The sequence below is a fragment of the Methylobacillus rhizosphaerae genome, assembly GCF_900187985.1.
Classification (GTDB): domain Bacteria; phylum Pseudomonadota; class Gammaproteobacteria; order Burkholderiales; family Methylophilaceae; genus Methylobacillus; species Methylobacillus rhizosphaerae.
This window is the reverse complement of sequence record NZ_FZOA01000008.1, coordinates 58,010-80,963: the sequence shown is the minus strand read 5'-3', so window position 1 is coordinate 80,963 and position 22,954 is coordinate 58,010. Positions and strand designations below refer to the sequence as shown.

Genomic DNA, 22,954 nt, shown 5'->3' with positions numbered 1-22,954 from the left:
CGGATGATGGTACCCAGGGAAATTTTCAAGGCCTATGATATCCGCGGCATTGTTGATAAGACACTGACGCCGGAAATTGTAGAAACCATTGGTCACGCAATTGGCAGCGAAGCCAGCCAGCGTGGGCAGCATGCCATCTGCATTGGCTACGATGGCCGTTTGTCAGGCCCTGTGTTTGCACGCGCCTTATCACAAGGTATTCGCAAGAGTGGCATCAATGTCATCAATCTCGGCATGGTGACCACCCCCATGGGATATTTTGCCGCCCATCACCTTGGCACACATTCAGCCGTTGTCGTGACAGGCAGTCATAACCCACCTGAATATAACGGCCTGAAGATAGTCGTGGCCGGGGAAACGTTATCCGGCACAGCCATCCAGCACCTCTACACCCGCATCAGCAGTAGTGATTTCACTCACGGCCACGGCACGGAAAGTCATCACGACATCGCACCAGCCTACCTTGAGCGCATTGTTTCCGGCATTCACCTCCAGCGCCCCCTTAGCCTGACACTTGATTGTGGCAATGGTGTCGCCGGTGCATATGCGGGCACCCTGTTCCGCGCGCTGGGATGCAAGGTCACGGAGTTATTCTGCGAAGTGGATGGGCATTTCCCCCACCACCACCCCGATCCATCCATTGCAGATAACCTGCAGGACCTGATCCACAACCTGGCTGCAGGCGAGTCGGAAATCGGCCTGGCATTTGATGGCGATGGTGACCGGCTTGGTGTCATCACCAAGGATGGCAGCATCATTCATCCGGATCGGCAGCTATTGCTGTTTGCTGCAGATGTACTCGAGCGCACGCCTGATGCCACCATCATTTACGATGTCAAGTCCACGCGCAATCTTGCGCCATGGATCAAGCAACACGGCGGCAAACCCCTGATGTGGAAAACAGGCCACTCCCTGATGAAAACCAAGATGCAGGAAACCAGCGCAGCCCTCGCCGGTGAAATGAGCGGTCATATATTCTTCAAGGAGCGCTGGTATGGTTTTGACGATGGCCTGTATGCAGGCGCGCGCCTGCTGGAAATCCTGAGCCGGGCCGACGATCCGTCTGCTGTATTGAACAATCTGCCAGACAGTATCAGCACCCCGGAGCTGCATATCCACATGCAGGAAGGTGAGCCGCATCAGCTCATCAGCACACTGCAAGCCCATGCAACATTTACGGATGCAGAAGAAATCTCGACTATAGACGGTCTACGTGTGGAATACCGCGACGGTTTTGGCCTCATGCGTCCATCCAATACCACACCAGTGATTGTATTGCGCTTTGAGGCGGACAACCTTGAGGCACTTCAGCGTATCCAGGCAGAATTCAGGCACATCCTCCACACATTCGCACCTGGCATCAGGTTGCCGTTCCAGGCATGAACAGCTCGCGTTTATTATGGTGGATAGTCTGGCTGGCATTGGCCGGCGGGCTTTATTATCTGGCTGACCGTGCCATCAACCCGAACAAGCTCAGTATTCTGGGCGATGCGCCCAGCGTGACCTTGCAACGTGGACAGGATGGCCATTACCGGGCCGAAGCATTGATCAATGGCACGAAAGTCAATGTACTGGTAGATACCGGTGCCACAGGAGTTGCCATTTCCCAGAAAGTGGCAGACCGCCTGCAGCTCACCAGCAACCATGCCATCCGCACCTCTACAGCCAACGGCAATACCGTGGCCTACATGGCAAGGCTGGAGTCTGTGCAACTAGGGGGAGTCAAAGCCCGGAACGTCGCTGCAGTGATTGCTCCGGGGCTGGATGGAGATGTGCTGCTGGGCATGTCTTTCCTCGGCCGCATGGATGTGCGCCTATTCCAGGGCAAGATGACCATCACACAGGTACAGGAAGAGTAACGCCTGTTGCCTACACTACAGGCAACAGGCACAGCCAAATATTTCAGGTAATGACCGTAGGCTGCTCACGTCCGGTGCGTTGCTTCAGCCCGGCAATGTCATCTGCAATGGTAATCATCTCGGCCAGAGCATCCTGGGCATCCAGGTCATGCTTACTCCTGTCCGGCTCGAATGCCTCCAAATAGATACGCAATGTTGCCCCTTCTGTCCCTGTTCCCGACAAGCGGAATACGATACGCGAACCATCCTCAAACAATATGCGTATACCCTGCTTCTGACTGACACTGCCATCCACCGGGTCGGTATAACTGAAATCATCGCAGGTCTTGACTGTATACGCACCGAACGTTTTCCCTGTCAGGCTGGCGAAGCTGGCACGCACATGATCAATCAAGCCATTGGCAACATCACTGGGCAGCTCTTCGTAATCATGACGCGAATAGACATTGCGCCCAAACCTTGCCCAGTGCCGCTTGACAATGGTTTCCACAGATTGGCGCTTGATGGCGAGGATATTGAGCCAGAACAATACTGCCCACAAACCATCTTTTTCACGAACATGGTTAGAGCCAGTGCCAAAACTTTCCTCACCACACAGAGTTACCTTGCCCGCGTCCATCAGATTGCCAAAAAACTTCCACCCGGTTGGTGTTTCAAAACACGGAATATCCAGTTCCTGAGCCACCCGGTCCACCGCCGCACTGGTTGGCATTGAACGCGCCACGCCAGCAATCCCCTGTGCATAGCCCGGTGCCAGGCGGGCATCCGCAGCAATTAAGGCCAGGCTGTCGGACGGTGTGACAAAAAAGTGTTTACCCAGAATCATGTTGCGATCACCATCACCATCCGATGCTGCGCCAAAATCTGGCGCATCCTCGCCATACATGATCTCAACCAGGTCATGGGCATAGGTCAGGTTGGGGTCAGGATGCCCGCCACCAAAATCGGGCAGCGGCTCTGCATTCATGATGGCATCAGCCGGGGCGCCCAGCGCATCCACCAGAATAGCCCGCGCATAAGGGCCGGTCACTGCATGCATGGCATCAAACTTGATCCGGAAACCATCCGCCAGCAACTGCCGGATCGCAGCAAAATCAAACAAGGAACCCATCAGCTCGGCGTAATCCGCCACGGAATCTATCACCTCCACCTTCATGCCATGCAGGTCTGTTTCCCCCAGCACATCCAGCGCGATATCGGGAGCATCCACGATCCTGTATTGCGTAATCTCCTTACTGCGCGCAAAAATATCTTCTGTCACCTTTTCCGGGGCCGGGCCGCCATTCGCCATGTTGTACTTGATGCCAAAATCGCCTTGCGGGCCACCGGGATTATGACTGGCAGACAAGATAATGCCGCCGTAAGTCTGGTACTTGCGAATCACACAAGATGCGGCTGGAGTAGACAATATGCCTCGCTGCCCCACCAACACCTTCCCAAACCCATTGGCTGCTGCCATTTTGAGAATGATCTGGATCGCCTCCTGATTATGGAAGCGCCCATCCCCTCCCAATACCAGAGTTGCGCCGTTGGGCGCAGTGATTGCGTCAAAAATACTCTGGACGAAATTTTCAAGATAATGCGGTGACTGAAATACAGAAACACGCTTGCGTAGCCCGGAAGTTCCCGGTTTCTGGTCATTAAAAGGCTGGGTTGCAATCAATTGCACTGTCATAAAATTGCCCTTCGGAGAGGCTTTGAGAAAGTCAGTTAAACTACTCGATAAATTTATCAAATTCAATGTTGACACACTTTTCCAGTTACATCATAATCTCGTTTCTCGATTGGGGCATTAGCTCAGTTGGTAGAGCAGCGGACTCTTAATCCGTTTGTCGTAGGTTCGACCCCTACATGCCCCACCAGTCAAAAAAGGCTTGCAAAATTGCAAGCCTTTTGTTTTTTCTGCAACTGCTTCCCTTTCTTTCTCCCTGCCTTCAGCCTTAATTTTTGTTGCAATTTCGCAACACAATCTCACCCTCATATTATCTTCTTTACCAGTCCCCGCGCTCCTGCCCACGCAGATAAGCATTGAGGGGGAAAATCATAAGCAAATGATTTTTATATATTTATCCAATTTCCCACCATTCTGAAACATTTAAAGAATCATACCCAATCCCTCCTTACTACCTTCGTAGTATATTTACAAATATAGCGCGTTCCTATCTAATTCTGCCTTTGTATTTCAGTCACTTACTCACTCGGGGAGACACATGTCAAATTACCATAAACCACTAAGGCTCGCAGTTATTGCGGCGTTGGCTGTCAATGCCCAGGCTTCCTGGGCTGAAGTCGCTCCTTTCACCTTGGGCGAGATCAATGTCACGACTACCCAGCAGGAGGAAAGTACCAGGCTGTCTGATGGCACGATCACTCAAGAGGATCTGCGCCTTTTCAATCGCGAGACTGTTGGCACAGCGCTGAACACGCTGCCTGGCGTTAGCATGACACAAGGCGGCCAGCGCAATGAGCAGCTGGTGCAATTGCGTGGTTTTGATTTACGTCAGGTTCCTGTGTTTGTTGATGGAGTCCCGGTATATGTCACTTATGATGGATACGTAGACTTGGGCCGTTTCAATACTTTCGATTTGTCCAAAATCCAGATTTCCAAGGGCTTCAGCTCCGTTTTGTATGGCCCAAATACCCTGGGTGGTGCAATCAACTTGGTCAGCCGCAAGCCGACAAAAGAGTTTGAAGGCAGCATTACTGCCGGCATCAAGACTGACCGCAACCTCAAGTTCAATGGCTATGCCACTGATATCAACATGGGGGGTAAATATGACATGTGGTACTGGCAAGCCAACACTTCATATATCGACAATGATCGCTCCCGTATGTCCAGCGATTACAAGCCTAATGCATATGAGAATGGCGGTGATAGAGAACGTGCATACAACAGGGATGGCAAGATCAACCTGAAAATTGGTATTACCCCAAGCGAAGGCAATGAATACAGCCTGAACTACATCAATCAGCAAGGTGCAAAAGGCAGTCCTGTATATGCTGGTAGTGACAGCGGAAGAAACGCGAACTACTGGGATTGGCCGAAGTGGGATAAGGAAAGCCTGTATTTCATTTCACGCACTACGTTCGGCGATACTGCTTACCTGAAAGTCCGGGCTTTCTATGATAAGTTCAAGAATGTACTGGAAAGCTATGACGATGCCCGTTATGCCACTATGGCCAAAGGCAGCTCGTTCACCAGTATTTACAATGACAACACCTATGGCGTAAGTGCTGAACTGGGTTTCGATATTGCCCAGCATAATACCCTGAAGTTTGCCGCGCACTACAAACACGACAAACATGAAGAGCATAACCAGGGTGATCCGGTACAGACATTCGAGGATCGTACAGTTTCCTTTGGCATTGAAGACACCCATCACTTCACAGATAAATTAAGCCTGGTCACCGGTGTGAGTTATGACGTGCGCGACACATTGAAAGCAGAAGGCCTGAATAACCTGGGTCAAATCTATGATTTCCCCAAAGGTAGTGCTCATGCACTAAACCCTCAGGCTGGCCTGTTCTATAAACCAACAGAAGACAGCGATATCCACTTCACAGTAGCAAGGAAAAGTCGCTTTGCCACAATGAAAGATCGCTTCTCAGGTCGTTTCGGCCGCGCTGTTGCCAATCCGGATCTGGATACAGAAATTGCCACTCATTACGAGCTTGGCGCTTCTGCATTCGTCATGCCGGAGCTGAAATTACAAGGCTCAGTATTCTTCATTGATACCAGGGATATGATCCAATCTGTCAGCCTGCCTAATTCCGCCTGCTCAGCCGGCGGTGGCCAATGTTTCCAGTTTCGTAATATTGGCAAGGTCCAAAGTCAGGGCATAGAATTAGGTACAACTTGGTTTGCCGGAGATAATCTTGAAATTGGTGCCAACTATACCTTTATCAACCGTGATAACTTGAGTAATGACCAACGTTTGACAGACGTCCCGCGCCAGAAGCTTTTCGCCTACAGCAAATGGCAGGTGAACAGTGCCTTGCAGGTATTGGCAAGTGTAGAGGCTGCATCTTCCCGTTATTCACGTCAAGATTCAACCGTCTCTTACTGGTTATCCGCCAAGGGTTATGCCACAGGTAATATCAAGGCCATGTACGCAGTCAATGAAGATTGGTTTGCCGAGGCAGGCATCAATAACATTCTTGACAAGAACTATGCATATACTGAAGGCTTCTACATGGAAGGCCGCAATATGTTTGTTAATGTCACCCGCAAGTTCTAAATCTTAGATAGGAACCCAATGGCCCGCTCTCTTACTATCAAGGCAGCATTGAGCTGGCCACTCCGAATTCTCATCATCTGGCTGGTGCTCGTCAGCCAGGTGTCTCTGGCTGACACGACAAAAGTCATTGTCATGACCAGTTATCCGCAAGAGGTTGTCTCGCCAATCGAGGCAGCATTTGAAAAACAATATCCACAATACAAGTTGGAAGTCTTGTGGCGTCAATCCCGCGATGCCATGAGTTACCTCAAGGATTCCGGACAACCAGTGGACGTTTACTGGACTCCCGCCCAGCGTAATTTTTCCCAGCTTGAAAAAATGCAGGCGTTCCAGCCTCTCACTCTGGATCTCGATGGTCTGCCCGCCCATATCAATGGCTTCCCGCTGCGTGCAGGCAATCACATTGCCACTGAAATTGCCGGGTTTGGTATTGTCATCAACCCATCCGCCCTGCAAGCTGCCAACCTGCCCCTGCCTGTCAGCTGGGAGGATCTGGCCCAGCCGGATATGCGAGGAAAAGTTGCACTCCCTGTGCCATCCAAGGTTGGCTACGCTCCGCCATTGATTGACATCCTGTTGCAGGGATATGGCTGGCAAGCCGGGTGGAGTTTATTGCAGAACATTGCCGCCAACGCCGAACTCGTCACTTCTGGCGCCACTTTTGTCAGTGATGATGTGGCAAATGGCCGTTTGCTGGCTGGGCTGACCATTGATTTCTTCACAGCCTCCGCCATTGCCAATGGTGCGGCATTGCAGTTTATCTATCCTGTTATCACGGGCTACTCCCCCGCCCATCTTGGCATCATGAAACAGGCTGCCAATCCGGAAGGAGCAAGGGCATTCAGCGAGTTTGTATTATCAGAACAGGGCCAACGCCTGCTGTTCCACCCGGATATCCGCAAACTGCCAGTGCGTCCTTCAGCATATGAGGCCAAGCCAGCGGGATATTTTGATCCTTTCAAGAACAACACGGCGCTCACGTATGATGCACAGCGCGGCCTGGCGCGCCAGGAAGTGACCAATGCCTTGTTTGATGCCATGATCACTCTCAACCTGAAGTCCTTGCAATATGCTGCGCAGCAGATCCAGGCAGCACGCTTGAAACTCGGACCCCAGGCTCCACAAGTATTGAAAGCCCTGGAAGCATTGCACACTGTGCCTGTGGATGAAGCCACTGCCGAGGCCGCTATCGCACCGGATGAGGCCACGCTGGCACACTGGCAACAACTCATGCAGAAACATTATGAAGAGGCTGCACACATCGCATCGCAACCTTGATTATGCGGTTCCTACTCATCGTCATTGGCATGCTGTCTGCCGTGCCCACCAGGGCAGACACGGTAATGACGGCACAAGTCACGACATCGCTTGCGAGTCGTGAGGCATATTCCCAGGCGATTGCGCCCCTATCCCCTCAAGACAAACAGCTATTTCTACAAGGCAGGGGGTTGGTGCGACAAAGTTGGATTATCTCCCCAGCGGCGGATCGTGAGATTGCCGGGTTGGGACCTTTATATAATCGCAATGCCTGCATTGCCTGCCATGCCAAGAATGGACGCGGTTTTGCGCCGGATGGATCGGAAGAATCCATGCGCGCCATGCTGGTACGCCTGAGTGTCCCCGGTCACACCCTGACCGGGGCACCCATGCCCCACCCTTATTATGGTGACCAGCTTCAGGAGTTCGGCGCGCCAGGCGTCATCGCGGAAGGTCGTGCCCAGATTGGATACACTGAGCAGACAATCACACTGAACGGTGGTGAAAAGGTCAGCCTGCGAAAACCTCACCTGAACTTCAGCCAACTGGCTTATGGCCCACTGCCAGATGACATCATGACTTCAGCCCGCATCGCTCCCGCGATTTACGGTATGGGCCTGCTGGCTGCCATTCCCGACCAGACTTTACTGGCACTACAGGATCAGGCCAAACCCGGCAGCATACGCGGTCGGGTCAACATGGTATGGAGCGCGGAACAACAGCGCCACGTCATTGGCCGTTTTGGCTGGAAGGCCAACGTTGATAGCGTGCGTGAACAAACTGCCAGCGCCCTGGCCAATGACATGGGGTTAAACTCTGCCATGTTTCCTGCGGGCAATTGCGCTGATCAGCAAACAAGCTGTCATATGGCGCCTGTTTCCGGCGCTCCGGAAATCAGGCCTGAACAACTGGATCAAATGGAGCTGTACCAGCTGGCACTGGCCGTGCCGGCCCCGCGATTACAGGATTACCCGCACATCAGGCAGGGCGCAAGACTATTCCGACAGGCGCAATGCGCAGTGTGCCATCAACCCCAGCTCAGGACCGGGGATTTTCCCAGATTGCCTGCGCTTAGCCGGCAAACCATTGCACCATATACAGACCTGCTGCTGCACGATATGGGGCCGGACCTTGCCGACCATCGCCCTGATTTTGCCGCAAGCGGCAGCGAGTGGCGTACGCCAGCCTTGTGGGGAATCGGCCTGGCAAAACAAGTGGAACCAAACACAGGATTTTTGCATGATGGTCGCGCCAGAACCATCCTGGAAGCCATTCTCTGGCATGGCGGTGAAGCTGAAGAGGCAAAAAAAACCGTGCAGGCCATGTCGCCCGATGATCGCGAAGCGTTATTGGCGTTTATCAATTCGCTATGAAGTTAGACGTGTCATACCACAGAAAAAATGGCTGTCATGCGATGCCAAACATCTGGCAATATTCCCGCATTACCACGAAGTATCGGTTCAGGAGCCGGGATAGAAGATAAACATACCGTAAATTGGTGCTCCCTCTCCTTTACCAGGCCGGACTCGGCCCTGCATCTGGTGACATTTCTGCATCACCACTAGGTTCTGACCCGGGGCCACGATAACAAAGTTTGAGAGAATTCCGCTTTTTCCACGTATTGTTTGTTAATATACGCCCCACGCTAGGGGTCCTGAAGAGCGAATCTTCGGGTGAGATATACCCTTGAACCTGACCTGGATAATGCCAGCGTAGGAAAGCGCAAAGCCACTCAAGGTCCATTCGAGATTCTTTGTCCGTTCCCGCGTTTGCTTGTCCCCAACGCGAGTGAACTCACAATGTCTGCTTTTTCTTTCCGTCAAAAATTCAGCGTATTGGCCACCGCCTGTGCATTGACGCCTGCTGCGTTTGCCGATACTGACGATACCGCATTACCGGAACTCATCATCACCTCCGCACCGACCAGTAGCGTTGCGCGTAGCGCCAGTATCGGTGGCTTTTCCGAAACCTCCCTGCTGGAAACACCAGCTTCGATCTCGGTAGTGACGCAGGAGCAGATGCAGGATCGCAGCGTGCGCTCCGCAACGGATGCCGTGAAGTGGGACGCCAGCGTGCAGAACTCCTACAACGCGGTAGGTCTGGCGGACTGGTTTGCGATCCGCGGATTCGTGCTCGACCAGGGCGCCAACTATCGCAAGGATGGCCTGGTGATCCTGGCCCAGGCCATGGTACCGATGGAAAACAAGGAGCGCATCGAGGTATTGAAAGGCCTGGCGGGCCTGCAGGCAGGGATTGCCTCGTCAGGCGGCGTGATCAATTACGTGACCAAGCGCCCCACCGATACGCCGGTGCGATCCGCGACTTTCGAAGTCCGTGAACGCGGTACCGTGTACGGCGCGGTGGATGTTGGCGGACGCTCCGAGGATGGCGTATTTGGTTATCGGATCAATGCCGCAGCGGAAGACATCAAGTCCTATATCGATGGCTCAACGGGTAATCGCAATTTCATTTCAGGTGCGTTTGATTTCCAACTGAGCCCACGCGCACTGTTGCAGGTGGATCTCGATTACCAGCACAAATCGCAACTGACCGTGCCTGGCTTCCAGCTACTCGGGCCGGAACAGCGCATCCCGACCGGCATCCGCGCCAAGCAGATGCTCAACGATCAATCCTGGAGCCGCCCTGTCGTCGATGACAGTTACAACCTCGGTCTGAAATTCAACTACAAGCTGAACGAGCATTGGCGCACCACCTTGCAGGCCAACAACTCCACCCTGCACCGTGACGATGCCGTGACCCTGCCTTCCGGCTGCCAGGCGCAGGGCCTGATCGTCGGTTATTGCAGTGACGGTGGTTATTCAATGTACGACTTGCGCCGCAAGAATGACAAGCGCTCCATCACCACTACCCAGGCGCTGCTGCAAGGCAGTTTCACAACAGGGGATATTGCCCACGACCTGACGACTGGCGTTTCCACACTCAACCGCCGTGACCATTTTGCCGACTACGTGTTCAACTATGTTGGCGAAAGCAATATCTATGATTCGGTCTACTACGACAACTTCGCACTCACTGGCGTCAATCCGGTGCATTTGCGTCGCAAGGATGAGGAACGTGCAATATTCGTGCAGGATGTCATGAGACTGACCGAGCAGCTCAAACTGCATGCAGGCATCCGCTATGTACAGCTCAAACGCGACCAGTTCAACTCCTCTGGAATGATGACGCGTCACACGGATGATGATTTTGTCCTGCCGAACATTGCCTTGCTTTACAACCTGCAGCCTGCGCTGGCGGTGTATGGTGCATATTCAGAAGGGCTGGAGCCAGGCGGCGAAGCACCAACCGGCACCACCAATGCCGAGGTCATCATGGACCCCAGCAAATCCAGGCAGATCGAGCTTGGTGTGAAAGCCGATATCACCCCGGATATCAACCTCTCTGCCGCGATCTTCCAGATCAAGCGCAGGAATGAATATGTCAACGACAATGCAGACTCCACGCAGACGTACCTGGTCAATGGCACGCAAATCAACCGCGGGCTGGAATTCGCCGCCCGGGGACGGGTCACGCGTGACTGGATGCTGGGTGCCAGTTTCACGACCTTGCAGGCCAAAGCAGAAGGTACAGGCGATGAACGCATCGAGGGCAAGCGCGTGGGTAACGTGCCGAAATTCAAGTCTGCGGTGTATAGCGAATACATATGGCCGGGCCTGCCGACCCTGAAGCTGAACGCCACCTGGATTTACTCCAGCAGCAAGATATTCGCCCCAAGCAACGAGATTGCAGCATTGAATAAAAAAGTGGAGGGTTACCACGTGTTGAACCTGGGTGCGAGCTACCTGGCTCAGCTCGGCAACACGGCTACCACCTTCCGTTTCGGCGTGGACAATGTGTTCAACAAGTTTTATTGGGGCGACACATCCAGCGCATTCGGCGGCTACCTAATTCCGGGCGCGCCACGCGTATTCCGCTTATCGGCACAAGTCGATTTCTGATCAATACAGAGAAAAGCCGCACTTGTTGCAAAAGCCGCACTTGTTGCGGCTTTTTCATGTGTCATTATCCGGCAGACAAACCGACAAATAACGGGCAACTTCCGCCACACGCTGCTGTACATTGCCGTCCACCAGCAGATAGGCAATGCCAGCATCCTGTAATGCCCTGATCAACCGGGCATGGACACACTGCCGCACTGCATCGGATTCACGCTGCAAGCCATCCGCCACCCATGGCATAGTGGGTGCCGTCACGATAGTAGCAGCATAGTCATGCCGTGCTGCCAGCGTCACAAGCTGGTCATCGACATGCCCGAAGTAGTGCTCGCTGTAGATGGCCGTCATCAGCGGCGAAGTATCGCAGAACAATAAGCGATGAGCGCGTAATGCGCCTGCTGCCTCGCGCTCGCGTTGCGTGAAGGCAATCCGGTATTGCTCATTGGCATAGGGTGTGCGTTGGTGTGTTTCGACAAATTCGCGCAGGTATTCCGGTACCCAGATCGTCTGGTAATGCACGGCAAGCGCAGCGGCCAGCACGGATTTTCCCGTGGATTCCGCACCGAGAATGGCGATACGCAATACAGAGTGGTTCATGCCGCAGCCATCTTTTCTGCTAAAGATCGTTTCCAGACGCGCAAGCCTGATATGGCAAGCAATACAAATAGGCCATAGAGCAAGGCCGTCAGGTGCAGATCCTTATACAGGTAAAGCCCGATATAGAGGCTATCGATCAGCATCCACATATGCCAGTTTTCCAGTATCTTGCGCGTGAGCAGGAACTGGGCAACCAGGCTGCCAGCGGTGAGGAAAGCATCGATGTGCGTCACATTGCTATCCGTGAAAGCATGCAACAGCCAGGCAACCAAGGCATAGATAGCGCCCCATGCAGCAGCCACAATGACCCAGCCTTGACCTGACAGGCGCATGACAGCGACGCCCTGATGACCAGGCCCGCCGAACAGCCATTGGTAAAGCCCCCATAGGGATACGGCAATGAAAACAAACTGCAGCGCCATATCGCCATAAATGCCTGTGCGGAAAAAGACAATGGCGTATAACCCGGCGGAAGCCATCGCGAACAGCCATGCCCAGGGCGACTGCCGGATATTGAGCAATACCATGGCGATAGCCAGTGAGAAGGAAATGATCTCCAGCATGTTCGCATGCAGGAAACCCAACAGTAGAGAATCATTCATGCGGTGCTAAGAACCTACCTGATGCAAAAACATTGTGCAGGCTCTAAGGAAAAGAATTGATTGGCACCGCACCCGGCTTTCCAGCATATTGCATACTTCATTCATCAAGTATTTACCACCACACAAGTTGCTTGATGCTCAGCAAGCACACCCAATCACCCACACTGCTCCACAGGCTCCAGGTCCTGCAGCTCCGCATCCGTGAACAAGCGCGAACGGATGAGAAAATGCTTGCCTGTGGCCTGCTCCAGCGAGAACATGCCGCCATGTCCGGGAATGGCATCCAGCGTCAGATGCGTATGCTCCCAGTATTCGAACTGGGTCTTGTTCATGTAAAACGGCACTCCATGCACCACCCCAACCTTGACATCGGAAGTGCCCAGCAGGAATTCACCTTCCTGCAGGCACATGGGGGCACTGCCTTCGCAGCATCCACCCGATTGATGGAACATCAGGTTGCCATGCCTAGCCCGCAATTCGTCAATCAATACCTTGGCTGATGGTGTCGCATCAATTCGACTCGTAGTCATAATCCCTCCTACTATCAACGAGGTTCTGAAACAACAACGCCTGGATTTGACCTTGCAAACCCAGGCGCTGGACTAAGCCGGCGAAGTGGTTGAGCCACAACGCCAGAAGTGTGGTGAGAGGCGCTTAGAAAAAACCCAACGCATCAGGGCTATAGCTGACCAGCAGGTTCTTGGTCTGCTGATAGTGATCCAGCATCATGCGATGATTCTCGCGACCAATGCCGGACTGCTTGTAACCACCGAACGCTGCGTGCGCAGGGTAGAGATGGTAGCAATTGGTCCAGACACGGCCTGCCTGGATACCACGGCCCACGCGATAGGCGCGGCTGCCGTCGCGCGACCAGACGCCAGCGCCCAGGCCATACATGGTGTCATTGGCAATTTCCAGCGCTTCCTTTTCATCCTTGAAGGTCGTCACGGCCAATACCGGGCCGAAAATCTCTTCCTGGAAGATACGCATCTTGTTGTGGCCCTTGAAGATGGTGGGCTCAATGTAATAACCATCGCCCAACTCGCCTGCCAGCTTGGTCTGCTTGCCGCCAGTGAGCAGTTGCGCACCCTCTTCCTGGCCCAGCTTGATGTAGGACATGATGATCTCGACCTGCTCACTGGAAGCCTGCGCACCTATCATGGTAGTGGAATCCAGCGGACTGCCCTGCTTGATGGCCTGCACCCGTTTCACGGCGCGCTCCATAAATTTCTCATAGATGGATTCCTGGATCAGCGCACGGCTTGGGCAGGTACAGACCTCGCCCTGGTTCAGCGCGAACAGGGCAAAACCTTCCAGCGCCTTGTCAAAATAAGCGTCATCCTTATCCATCACATCTTCAAAGAAGATATTGGGCGACTTGCCGCCAAGTTCCAGCGTGACGGGAATCAGGCTCTGGCTGGCATATTGCATGATCAGGCGGCCAACAGAGGTGGAACCAGTGAAAGCGATTTTGGCAATGCGCGGGCTGGTGGCCAATGCCTTGCCCGCCTCGACGCCATGACCATTCACGATATTCAAGACACCGGGCGGCAACAGGTGGCCTACCAGCTCCATCACTACCAGGATGGAGGCCGGGGTCTGCTCGGCAGGCTTCATGACGATACAGTTGCCGGCAGCCAATGCAGGCGCCAGCTTCCATGCCGCCATCAGGATAGGGAAATTCCATGGAATGATCTGACCGACGACACCCAGCGGCTCATGGAAATGGTAAGCGACGGTATTGTGGTCAATCTCGCTGATACCACCTTCCTGCGCACGAATACAGCCCGCGAAATAACGGAAATGGTCAATTGCCAGCGGAATATCCGCCGCCATGGTTTCACGAATCGGCTTGCCATTGTCTATGGTTTCGGCAGTGGCAATCGTTTCCAGATTGGCCTCCATCACATCGGCAATCTTGAGCAGGATATTGGCACGCTCTGTGCCCGATGCCTTGCCCCAGGCATCCTTGGCGGCATGCGCGGCATCCAGCGCCAGGTTGATATCCTTCTCATTGGAGCGCGGCACCTGGCAGAACACCTTGCCAGTCACCGGACTGATATTATCAAAATACTGACCATCTACTGGAGCGACCCATTGCCCACCAATGTAGTTTTCATACTTGCTTTTATATGGAACCTTAATGCCAAGACCCTGCAAACTATCAAGACTCATTACTACACTCCTCCAAGAGTTATCAGAATGAACGTGCTGCAACGCAACTTTTGAATATAGAAACAAACAACGTCGCCCCTACATAGTTCTATCATATACTCTCTAGTATAAGTTTTGTACTGCTTGCCGCAGCGCGGCGACATTATAGTTTTCGCTGCTGCCTGCTATCTACCAATCACTATCAAGGGAAATACCATCTCTTAATATTCATTAAGTTAGGCATTGAGTACAAGAAGAATTCTTGTAAATACAGATCAGAACACTTTGGACTGGTGTTATACCCCAGATATATGGCTGTAATAGTCGCCGCAGCCTGTCCTTATCGAGCAATCAATCCTGGAAATCTGGCTTCAAACATGTAGCACCTGCGCAAAACTGAAACATTCGCGCAGTGCATAATATCCGACATAAAGTATGTAGTAGGTAAGAGCCAACAAAAAAGGCCTACAGTTAAAATCCTGTAAGCCTTTGTTTCTATTGGTCGGGACGGTGTGATTCGAACACACGACCCCTTGCACCCCATGCAAGTACGCTACCAGGCTGCGCTACGCCCCGAACCTATGCTTCAACCGGGGTTGAAGCAAGAAAGCGATTATATCGAAATTCCTGACATTAGAACAGGAAAAAACACAGTCGCATTCATCCCGGAGTCAATAAATTCAACACTTCGCTGAGATCTGAGCGTAGTTGAACAAGGTCGATTACTGGTGATGTCGGTTGCGCTTCAACTGTTGCTGTTTCCACTGAGGAATTCTCATCGTGGAAAGCAGCTCCAGCATGCTCATCCAACCGGTTGCGTGCACCACTGATAGTGAACCCTTGTTCATACAACAGCTCACGTATGCGCCTGATCAGCAGAACCTCATGGTGCTGGTAATATCTGCGATTCCCCCTGCGCTTGACTGGTTTCAACTGGGTAAACTCCTGTTCCCAGTACCGCAATACATGAGGTTTCACTCCGCACAAATCACTCACTTCGCCAATTGTAAAATAACGCTTGGCTGGAATGGGGGGGAGCTGAACCTTAGGTGTTTGCTCCAGCATAAGCCTCCTCTACCTTGCTTTTGAGTTTCTGGCTGGCATGAAAAGTGACAACACGGCGGGCAGTAATCGGAATTTCCTCGCCAGTCTTGGGGTTGCGGCCTGGACGCTCTGATTTCTGGCGCAATTCGAAATTGCCAAACCCCGAGAGTTTCACGCTATCCCCAGCTTCCAACGCGGTACGAATCTCTTCGAAGAATGCCTCCACCATATCTTTGGCCTCGCGCTTGTTTAACCCTACCTGTTCAAACAGTAAATCAGCCAAATCAGCTTTTGTTAATGTCATGCAAAACCCTTCCCTACTACTTTTTCTAATTTCTTAATGCTGCACCGTGCTGCTGAACCAATAAATCCAGTAGCTCGGCCATGACTGCATCGGCTTCTGCATCGGTTAAAGTCTTTTGAGTATCTTGCATAAGCACCAGAAATGCAAGGCTTTTCTTCCCCTCTGCAATGCCTTTCCCCTGGTAAATGTCAAACAATGCAATGTCGCTGATCAATGCATTTTTATTGGATCGCATGGTATCCAGCACCATTTGAACCGTGATGGTTTCATCCACAACAATTGCAATGTCACGACGTACGGGAGGGAATTTCCCCACTTGCTTGTAAGCAGCTACTTTACCTTGCAATAATGGTTCCAGCGCCAGCTCGAATAACATGGCACTACGCGGCAATTGATGCTGTTGTTGCCATTTTGGATGCAGTTTGCCTATCCAGCCTACCGGTTGTCCATCCAAGATGATGCTGGCAGTCTGTCCGGGGTGCAAGGCAGGATGTTGTGCCGCGACATATTGCGCACGCCCTGCAGTCAAGCGGTCCACTTCTGCCTTGACATCAAAGAAGTCCACTTCGCGATCGTCTGTAGCCCATTGTTCTGGTGCGGCATTACCATACACCAGACCGGAAATACGGCCTGCTTCCTCATAACCATTCTCCCCGGCATGATACGCTGAACCGATTTCAAACAAGCGTACACGATCCTGCTTGCGGTTGAGGTTATAAACCAAGGTTTCGATCAGACCGGCCCAGAGGCTGGTACGCATGACGCTCAGGTGGCTGGCAATCGGGTTTTTCAGCACGACAGGATTGGCGTTACCCAGGAAATCACGCTCCCAGCTTTCATCCACAAAGCTGTAGCTGATCACTTCCTGATAGCCGCTGGCAGCCAGGGTATCCCTTAGCCAGTTACTGTTCCGGCTGGCTTCTGGTGATGGCAGCATGCGCTGTTCATCATGCGGCGCCAATGCCGGGATATGGTCATATCCATGCAGCCTGGCGATTTCCTCGATCAGGTCCTCTTCAATTTCGATATCAAAACGATAACTGGGTGGTGTCACTTCAAAACCACCTTCGACCCCTGTGAACCCGAAATTCAGGCGCTCCAGCAAGGTGCTGACCAATGCAGTATCCAGGGCAATCCCCAGCACGGAATTCAGGCGTTCCAGGCGCAAACGCACGGGCTTACGCTGGGGCAACTGCTGCAGAACCTCGGTAATCGGCCCTGCCTGACCACCACAGATATCCAGCACCAATTGGCTGGCACGCTCCAAAGCCTGCACGGTATTGCCAAAATCGACGCCACGCTCGAAACGGTAAGAGGAGTCTGTTGAGAAATTCAGGCGGCGTGCCTTGCCGACAATGACATCCGGGGCAAAAAAAGCACTTTCAAGGAAGATGTTGGCTGTCTCATCACCAACTGCGCTGCCTTCCCCGCCCATGATGCCCGCCAAGGCGAGAGGAGCACTGTCATCCGCGATCAGCAACATATCCTGAGACAGGGTGATATCGGTATTGTTGAGCAGGCGCAAAGTTTCCCCATTGCGGGCATAGCGCACTTCGATATTGCCCTTGAGCTTATCAGCATCAAACGCATGCAATGGCTGCCCTTGCTCCAGCAACACATAATTAGTGATATCCACAATCGCACTGATGCTGCGAATACCGCTGCGTTCCAGGCGGCGCACCATCCAGTCTGGGGTACTGGCCTTGGCATTCACTCCGTGAATCAGGCGACCTGCGTAACGTGGACAGGCTGCTGGATCGTTCACCTTGACGCTCTGCTGTTGGGTAGCCGTCACCGCCACTGGTGCAATCTGCGGCAAGGACAATGGTGCCCCGGTCAACGCAGTCACATCCCGCGCAATGCCGGTAATGCTCAGGCAATCAGTACGGTTGGGCGTCAGCTTGAGGGTGAACAGTTGGTCATCCAGGTCAAACAACTCGCGGATATCCTGGCCCACCAGCGCATCAGCCGCCAGTTCCAAGATACCTTCATGCGCTTCGGTCAGGCCCAGTTCCTTGGCAGAACACATCATGCCGAAAGATTCCACACCACGTACCTTGGCCTGTTTGATCTTGAAGCCCGGCAGTTCGGCACCGACCAGCGCACAAGGCGCTTTTAGCCCGGCGCGCGCATTGGGCGCTCCACATACGATCTGCAATGGCTCGCCACTGCCAACATCCACTTTACATACTTGCAGACGGTCTGCGTCCGGGTGTTTTTCAGTACTAATAATTTCAGCGACTACTACCTTGGTAAAAGCAGCGGCTGCTGGAAGCAGCTCCTCCACTTCCAGCCCAGCCATGGTCAGTACATGGCTCAATTCCTGGCTATCCAGGTCAGGGTTTACATATTGGCGCAGCCAGTTTTCAGAAAATTGCATTTTGTTGATCTGTCCAGAAGTAAAGGCTAGGAGAATTGCTTGAGAAAACGTAAATCGTTTTCAAAAAACAGACGCAAGTCATTCACGCCATAGCGCAACATGGTCAGTCGTTCCACACCAAGCCCAAAAGCAAAACCACGATATTTTTCGCTATCAATACCAACATGACGGAATACTTCAGGGTGCACCATGCCACAGCCCCCTATTTCCAACCAACCGCCATTCCAACTCATGTCCATTTCCGCCGAAGGCTCGGTAAATGGAAAGAAGGACGGGCGGAAACGCACCTGCAAGTCATCGCGCTCGAAAAACCGCTGCAGGAAATCCTGCACAATACCTTTGAGGTTGGCAAAACTGATATGTTCATCCACCCACAAGCCCTCCACCTGGTGAAACATGGGAGAGTGTGTCGCATCGGAATCGACACGATATACACGTCCGGGAGCAATGATCTTGAGCGGTGGCGCCTTATCCTGCATATAGTGCACCTGCACTGGCGAAGTATGCGTGCGCAGCACATGTTTGTCATCGACATAGAATGTGTCATGCATCGCACGCGCAGGATGGTCTTCCGGAATATTGAGCGCAGTGAAGTTGTAGAAATCGGACTCGATTTCAGGTCCTTCCGCCACTTCAAAGCCAATGGAACGAAACAGCTCCTCAACCCGTCTCAAGGTCAATGACACGGGATGCAATCCCCCCGTTCCGGCGTTGCGACCTGGCAGCGTAACGTCAATCGTTTCGTTGGCCAGTTGGCGATCCTGCTCAGCCTGCAGAATCGCATTCCGACGCTGCTTGAGTGCAGACTCGACCTGTTGCTTGATGACATTGATGGCTGCGCCCGCTGCAGGTCGCTCTTCCGCAGACAGCTTGCCCAAGCCCTTTAATGCCTCTGTCAGGCTGCCGCTCTTGCCAAGATAGCGCGCCTTGGCCTGTTCCAGGTCAGCGACCGTGCCACAGGTCGAAAAATCCTGCTGCGCAGCGCTGATAATATGTTCTAGATTTTGCATGTTATGGTTTTGCCCTCACGGATGCTTTCACAAATGACCATGCCTGCGTATATATGATAAATACTTATGGCCGCTTGTGGAAAAACCCGGAAAAAAAAGGAGGCACGAGGCCTCCTTTTCTTATTGCTGTTGCTTAAGCAGCGGCGAGACCGGATTTAGCAAGTTCGGCAAACTTGGCAAAAGCCTGTTTGTCGAATACTGCCAGATCGGCCAGCACCTTGCGGTCAACTTCAACCGCAGACTTCTTCAGACCGTTGATGAAACGGCTGTAGGTCAAACCATACTCGCGGGCGCCAGCATTGATACGTGCAATCCACAATGCGCGGAACTGACGCTTTCTCTGACGACGGTCACGGTAAGCATATTGACCAGCCTTCATCACCGCCTGTTTTGCAATGCGGTATACGTTCTTGCGACGACCACGATAACCCTTGGCAGCGTTCAGAACCTTCTTGTGACGTGCACGGGCAATAACACCACGTTTTACTCTAGGCATCTCTTATCTCCTTATTGAGTTGGCATCATGGCGCGTACGCGCTTGATGTCAGTTGCGGAAATAATAGCCGTGCCGCGCAGGTTACGCTTCTGCTTGGTGGTCTTCTTGGTCAGGATATGACGCAGGTGAGAATGAGTACGCTTCACCTTGCCATTTCCCAAGAACTTGAAGCGCTTTTTGGCGCTGCTCTTGGTCTTCATCTTTGGCATTTTTTTCTCCTAAAGGATATTGAATTAAAGAGCGATCGGGCATGCCTTTAAGCCGCGTCGCTACCTCTTTACTACCTACTACTCACAAACCAGAAAATCCGGAGATATTAAGGTTTTGCTTTCTTTTGCGGTGACAACACCATCACCATCTGGCGGCCTTCCATCTTGGGAAACTGCTCCACCACTGCATGTTCTGTCAGATCGGCTTCTACCCTTTTCAATAAGGCCAGGCCAATCTCCTGATGGGTAATTTCACGTCCACGGAAACGCAAGGTCACCTTGGCCTTGTCGCCTTCCTGCAAGAAGCGGATCAGGTTGCGCAACTTCACCTGGTAATCGCCCTCGTCAGTACCTGGTCGGAACTTGACTTCCTTGATCTGTACCTGCTTCTGCTTGAGTCGCGCTTCATGCTGACGCTTGCTTTCGGCATATTTATATTTGCCGTAATCCATCAAGCGACACACAGGCGGACTTGCCTGTGGCGCAATCTCGACCAAGTCAGTGTCCGCTTCCTCGGCCTTGGCAAATGCCTCATTCAGACTGACGATCCCTAATGGCTCGTTATCCACCCCAACCAAACGAATCTGTGACGCAGTAATATCGCCATTGATCCGTAATTCCTTTTCCTGAGCTATCTCAAATCTCCCGTTATTTATATTGACGGTCAAAATAATAGACCGCGCTACTCACAAAGCACTTCAGACTTTACTGGCAATGTCATTTTTCAAGCGCTCAATAAAAGCACTGACTGGCATTGACCCCAAGTCTTCGCCTTTGCGGGTACGCACGGCCACTTGACCTGCCTGCATTTCACGCTCACCTGCAACCAAGAGATATGGGAGCTTCTGCAAGCTATGTTCGCGGATTTTATAGGTTATCTTCTCATTTCTCAAGTCCGACTCGACACGGAAGCCATTTTTCTTCAGTTCATCCACTACGGAAGCCACATATTCGGCCTGACCATCACTGATATTCAGCACCATCGCCTGCAATGGCGCCAGCCAGACTGGCATTGCGCCTGCAAAGTTCTCGATCAGGATACCAATGAAACGTTCCATGGAGCCGACAATGGCACGATGCAGCATGACGGGATGCTTGCGGGTATTATCTTCGTCCACATATTCAGCACCCAGGCGCTCAGGCAGGTTGAAATCAAGCTGTATGGTACCGCACTGCCACAAACGCCCCAGGCTGTCCTTCAAGGTGAACTCGATCTTCGGACCATAGAATGCTCCCTCACCTGGTTGCAACTCGAATTCAAGGTTGTTCTCACGCAGGGCTGCCGCCAATGATGTTTCTGCCTTGTCCCAGCTTTCGTCAGAGCCAACGCGCTTTTCGGGGCGAGTGGAAAGCTTGACCAGCACATCAGTAAACCCAAAGTCCTGATACGCTTTGTACAACATGACAATAAAATCGGCGACTTCAGCCTTGACCTGGTCTTCCGTACAGAAAATATGTGCATCATCCTGGGTAAAGCCACGTACGCGCATCAGGCCATGCAATGCACCAGAAGGTTCGTTACGATGGCATGAGCCGAATTCTGCCAAGCGCAATGGCAGGTCACGATAGCTATGCAGACTGTTATTGAAAATCTGCACATGGCCAGGACAGTTCATGGGCTTGACCGCGTAATCACGATTTTCTGAAGCCGTGGTAAACATATTGTCATGGTAATTCTGCCAGTGCCCTGATTTTTCCCACAGGGTACGGTCCATGATCGTGGGGGTGCGCACTTCCTGGTAGTTGAACTCCCGGAACATATTGCGCATGTATTGCTCAACTTCCTGCCAGATAGTCCAGCCACGAGGATGCCAGAACACCATGCCTGGTGCCTCATCCTGCATATGGAAGAAGTCAAGCTGACGACCCAGCTTGCGATGGTCGCGCTTTTCTGCCTCTTCCAGCATATGCAGATAGGCTTCCAGATCATCTTTCTTGGCCCAGGCTGTGCCGTAGATACGTTGCAGCATTTCGTTATTGGAATCGCCACGCCAGTAGGCCCCCGCTACCTTCATGAGCTTGAAAGCCTTGAGCTTCCCGGTAGATGGCACATGGGTGCCGCGACAAAGGTCAGTAAAATCATCCTGGGTATAGAGCGAGATTTCCTGGTCGACGGGAATCGACTCAATGATCTCAGCCTTGTACTGCTCTCCAATGGACTTGAAATAGGCGACTGCCTCATCACGCTCCATCACGCTACGCACGACAGGAATATCGCGCTTGGCAAGCTCCTGCATCCTCGCTTCTATTTTTTCCAGGTCTTCAGGCGTAAAAGGTCGCTTATAGGAAAAGTCATAGAAAAAGCCATTTTCTATGACAGGCCCGATAGTTACTTGCGCATCCGGGAACAGCTGTTTCACGGCCTGTGCCAACAAGTGAGCAGTTGAATGACGGATGATTTCCAGACCATCAGCATCCTTGTCCGTGATAATCGCCAGGTCTGCATCTGCGGTAATTTCATACGAAGTATCCACAGCCTTGCCATTGACCTTGCCACCCAAGGCAGCACGAGCAAGGCCAGCACCAATATTCATGGCGACATCGGCAACAGTCACCGGCCCATCAAACTTGCGTTCGGAACCGTCTGGCAAACGAATAACTGGCATATATCCCTATCCAATAAACAACAAAAGCCGCATGACGGCTTTTTACGACAAAATACACGAAATTAGTCAGGAATTATCGCATAGAGGTGAGTTAAACCACAACCATGCCGTGGCAATAGCAACAGACAGCCTGGGCAGCAATGTCATGCAGTCATATGACACGATTGCCACAGGACCGCTATGATTTCAACTCCAACTGGGACACAATCATTTAGAATCACAACAATGTTTGTTCTTTCCTT

At 52.4% G+C, this 22,954-nt stretch carries 19 protein-coding genes, 2 tRNA genes and 1 riboswitch; of the genes, 7 read left to right on the top strand and 14 right to left on the bottom strand.

All coding sequences use genetic code 11. The features are described 5' to 3' along the window. The first annotated feature begins 3 nt into the window (after positions 1-3). On the top strand, positions 4-1,383 hold the full coding sequence (locus CHB59_RS10015) for a phosphomannomutase/phosphoglucomutase (protein WP_089376104.1): 1,380 nt from the start codon (positions 4-6) through the stop codon (positions 1,381-1,383). Continuing rightward, positions 1,380-1,859 carry a retropepsin-like aspartic protease family protein gene (locus CHB59_RS10010; RefSeq protein ID WP_089376103.1) on the top strand — a complete coding sequence of 160 codons (480 nt, stop codon included), beginning with the start codon at positions 1,380-1,382 and terminating at the stop codon, positions 1,857-1,859. Before CHB59_RS10015 ends, CHB59_RS10010 begins: the two co-directional genes overlap by 4 nt. 43 nt (positions 1,860-1,902) lie before the next feature. Here CHB59_RS10010 and CHB59_RS10005 read toward each other — a convergent pair whose 3' ends face one another. Next, positions 1,903-3,534 carry an alpha-D-glucose phosphate-specific phosphoglucomutase gene (locus tag CHB59_RS10005; RefSeq protein WP_089376102.1) on the bottom strand — a complete coding sequence of 544 codons (1,632 nt, stop codon included), beginning with the start codon at positions 3,532-3,534 and terminating at the stop codon, positions 1,903-1,905. A 111-nt stretch (positions 3,535-3,645) separates the two neighbouring features. Here CHB59_RS10005 and CHB59_RS10000 point away from each other — a divergent pair. From CHB59_RS10000 to CHB59_RS09980, 5 genes are all read left to right on the top strand, one after another. Next, positions 3,646-3,721, top strand: a tRNA-Lys gene (locus tag CHB59_RS10000). A 348-nt stretch (positions 3,722-4,069) separates the two neighbouring features. After that, positions 4,070-6,097, top strand: a complete 2,028-nt coding sequence (locus tag CHB59_RS09995; RefSeq protein ID WP_089376101.1) for a TonB-dependent receptor plug domain-containing protein — start codon at positions 4,070-4,072, stop codon at positions 6,095-6,097. Between the two features lie 18 nt (positions 6,098-6,115). After that, a complete protein-coding gene (locus CHB59_RS09990) occupies positions 6,116-7,375 on the top strand; it encodes an ABC transporter substrate-binding protein (protein WP_089376100.1) in 1,260 nt (419 codons plus the stop codon). A 2-nt stretch (positions 7,376-7,377) separates the two neighbouring features. Further along, positions 7,378-8,727: a di-heme oxidoreductase family protein gene (locus CHB59_RS09985; RefSeq protein ID WP_089376099.1), complete on the top strand. Its 1,350-nt coding sequence runs from the start codon at positions 7,378-7,380 to the stop codon at positions 8,725-8,727. A gap of 264 nt (positions 8,728-8,991) precedes the next feature. Then, positions 8,992-9,090: riboswitch (TPP riboswitch) on the top strand. Positions 9,091-9,153: 63 nt separating this feature from the next. Further along, on the top strand, positions 9,154-11,313 hold the full coding sequence (locus CHB59_RS09980; protein ID WP_089376165.1) for a TonB-dependent siderophore receptor: 2,160 nt from the start codon (positions 9,154-9,156) through the stop codon (positions 11,311-11,313). Between the two features lie 54 nt (positions 11,314-11,367). Here CHB59_RS09980 and CHB59_RS09975 read toward each other — a convergent pair whose 3' ends face one another. The 13 genes from CHB59_RS09975 to thrS form a co-directional block, all read right to left on the bottom strand. Then, on the bottom strand, positions 11,368-11,907 hold the full coding sequence (locus CHB59_RS09975) for an AAA family ATPase (RefSeq protein WP_089376098.1): 540 nt from the start codon (positions 11,905-11,907) through the stop codon (positions 11,368-11,370). After that, positions 11,904-12,509 carry a nicotinamide riboside transporter PnuC gene (gene pnuC, locus CHB59_RS09970; RefSeq protein WP_089376097.1) on the bottom strand — a complete coding sequence of 202 codons (606 nt, stop codon included), beginning with the start codon at positions 12,507-12,509 and terminating at the stop codon, positions 11,904-11,906. The genes CHB59_RS09975 and pnuC overlap by 4 nt, the downstream gene beginning before the upstream one ends. 155 nt (positions 12,510-12,664) lie before the next feature. Continuing rightward, the gene (locus tag CHB59_RS09965) at positions 12,665-13,039 is read right to left on the bottom strand and encodes a DUF779 domain-containing protein (protein WP_089376096.1); all 375 of its coding nucleotides are present in this window, start codon (positions 13,037-13,039) and stop codon (positions 12,665-12,667) included. Between the two features lie 124 nt (positions 13,040-13,163). After that, positions 13,164-14,684 carry an aldehyde dehydrogenase gene (gene adh, locus CHB59_RS09960; protein ID WP_089376095.1) on the bottom strand — a complete coding sequence of 507 codons (1,521 nt, stop codon included), beginning with the start codon at positions 14,682-14,684 and terminating at the stop codon, positions 13,164-13,166. Between the two features lie 478 nt (positions 14,685-15,162). Further along, positions 15,163-15,239 (bottom strand) — tRNA-Pro (locus CHB59_RS09955). Between the two features lie 84 nt (positions 15,240-15,323). Beyond that, complete coding sequence (locus CHB59_RS09950; RefSeq protein WP_089376094.1) at positions 15,324-15,728, bottom strand: MerR family transcriptional regulator; 405 nt, start codon at positions 15,726-15,728, stop codon at positions 15,324-15,326. Further along, positions 15,709-16,011, bottom strand: a complete 303-nt coding sequence (locus CHB59_RS09945) for an integration host factor subunit alpha (RefSeq protein ID WP_089376093.1) — start codon at positions 16,009-16,011, stop codon at positions 15,709-15,711. Before CHB59_RS09945 ends, CHB59_RS09950 begins: the two co-directional genes overlap by 20 nt. A 25-nt stretch (positions 16,012-16,036) precedes the next feature. Continuing rightward, a complete protein-coding gene (pheT, locus tag CHB59_RS09940) occupies positions 16,037-18,391 on the bottom strand; it encodes a phenylalanine--tRNA ligase subunit beta (protein WP_089376092.1) in 2,355 nt (784 codons plus the stop codon). Between the two features lie 26 nt (positions 18,392-18,417). Beyond that, positions 18,418-19,401: a phenylalanine--tRNA ligase subunit alpha gene (pheS, locus tag CHB59_RS09935; protein WP_089376091.1), complete on the bottom strand. Its 984-nt coding sequence runs from the start codon at positions 19,399-19,401 to the stop codon at positions 18,418-18,420. Between the two features lie 133 nt (positions 19,402-19,534). Next, positions 19,535-19,897: a 50S ribosomal protein L20 gene (gene rplT / locus CHB59_RS09930; RefSeq protein ID WP_011480221.1), complete on the bottom strand. Its 363-nt coding sequence runs from the start codon at positions 19,895-19,897 to the stop codon at positions 19,535-19,537. A gap of 11 nt (positions 19,898-19,908) precedes the next feature. Then, positions 19,909-20,106 carry a 50S ribosomal protein L35 gene (rpmI, locus tag CHB59_RS09925; protein WP_089376090.1) on the bottom strand — a complete coding sequence of 66 codons (198 nt, stop codon included), beginning with the start codon at positions 20,104-20,106 and terminating at the stop codon, positions 19,909-19,911. Between the two features lie 107 nt (positions 20,107-20,213). Next, on the bottom strand, positions 20,214-20,774 hold the full coding sequence (gene infC, locus CHB59_RS09920; protein ID WP_425435875.1) for a translation initiation factor IF-3: 561 nt from the start codon (positions 20,772-20,774) through the stop codon (positions 20,214-20,216). 30 nt (positions 20,775-20,804) lie between these two features. After that, a complete protein-coding gene (thrS, locus tag CHB59_RS09915; RefSeq protein WP_089376089.1) occupies positions 20,805-22,712 on the bottom strand; it encodes a threonine--tRNA ligase in 1,908 nt (635 codons plus the stop codon). Between the last annotated feature and the right edge of the window lie 242 nt (positions 22,713-22,954).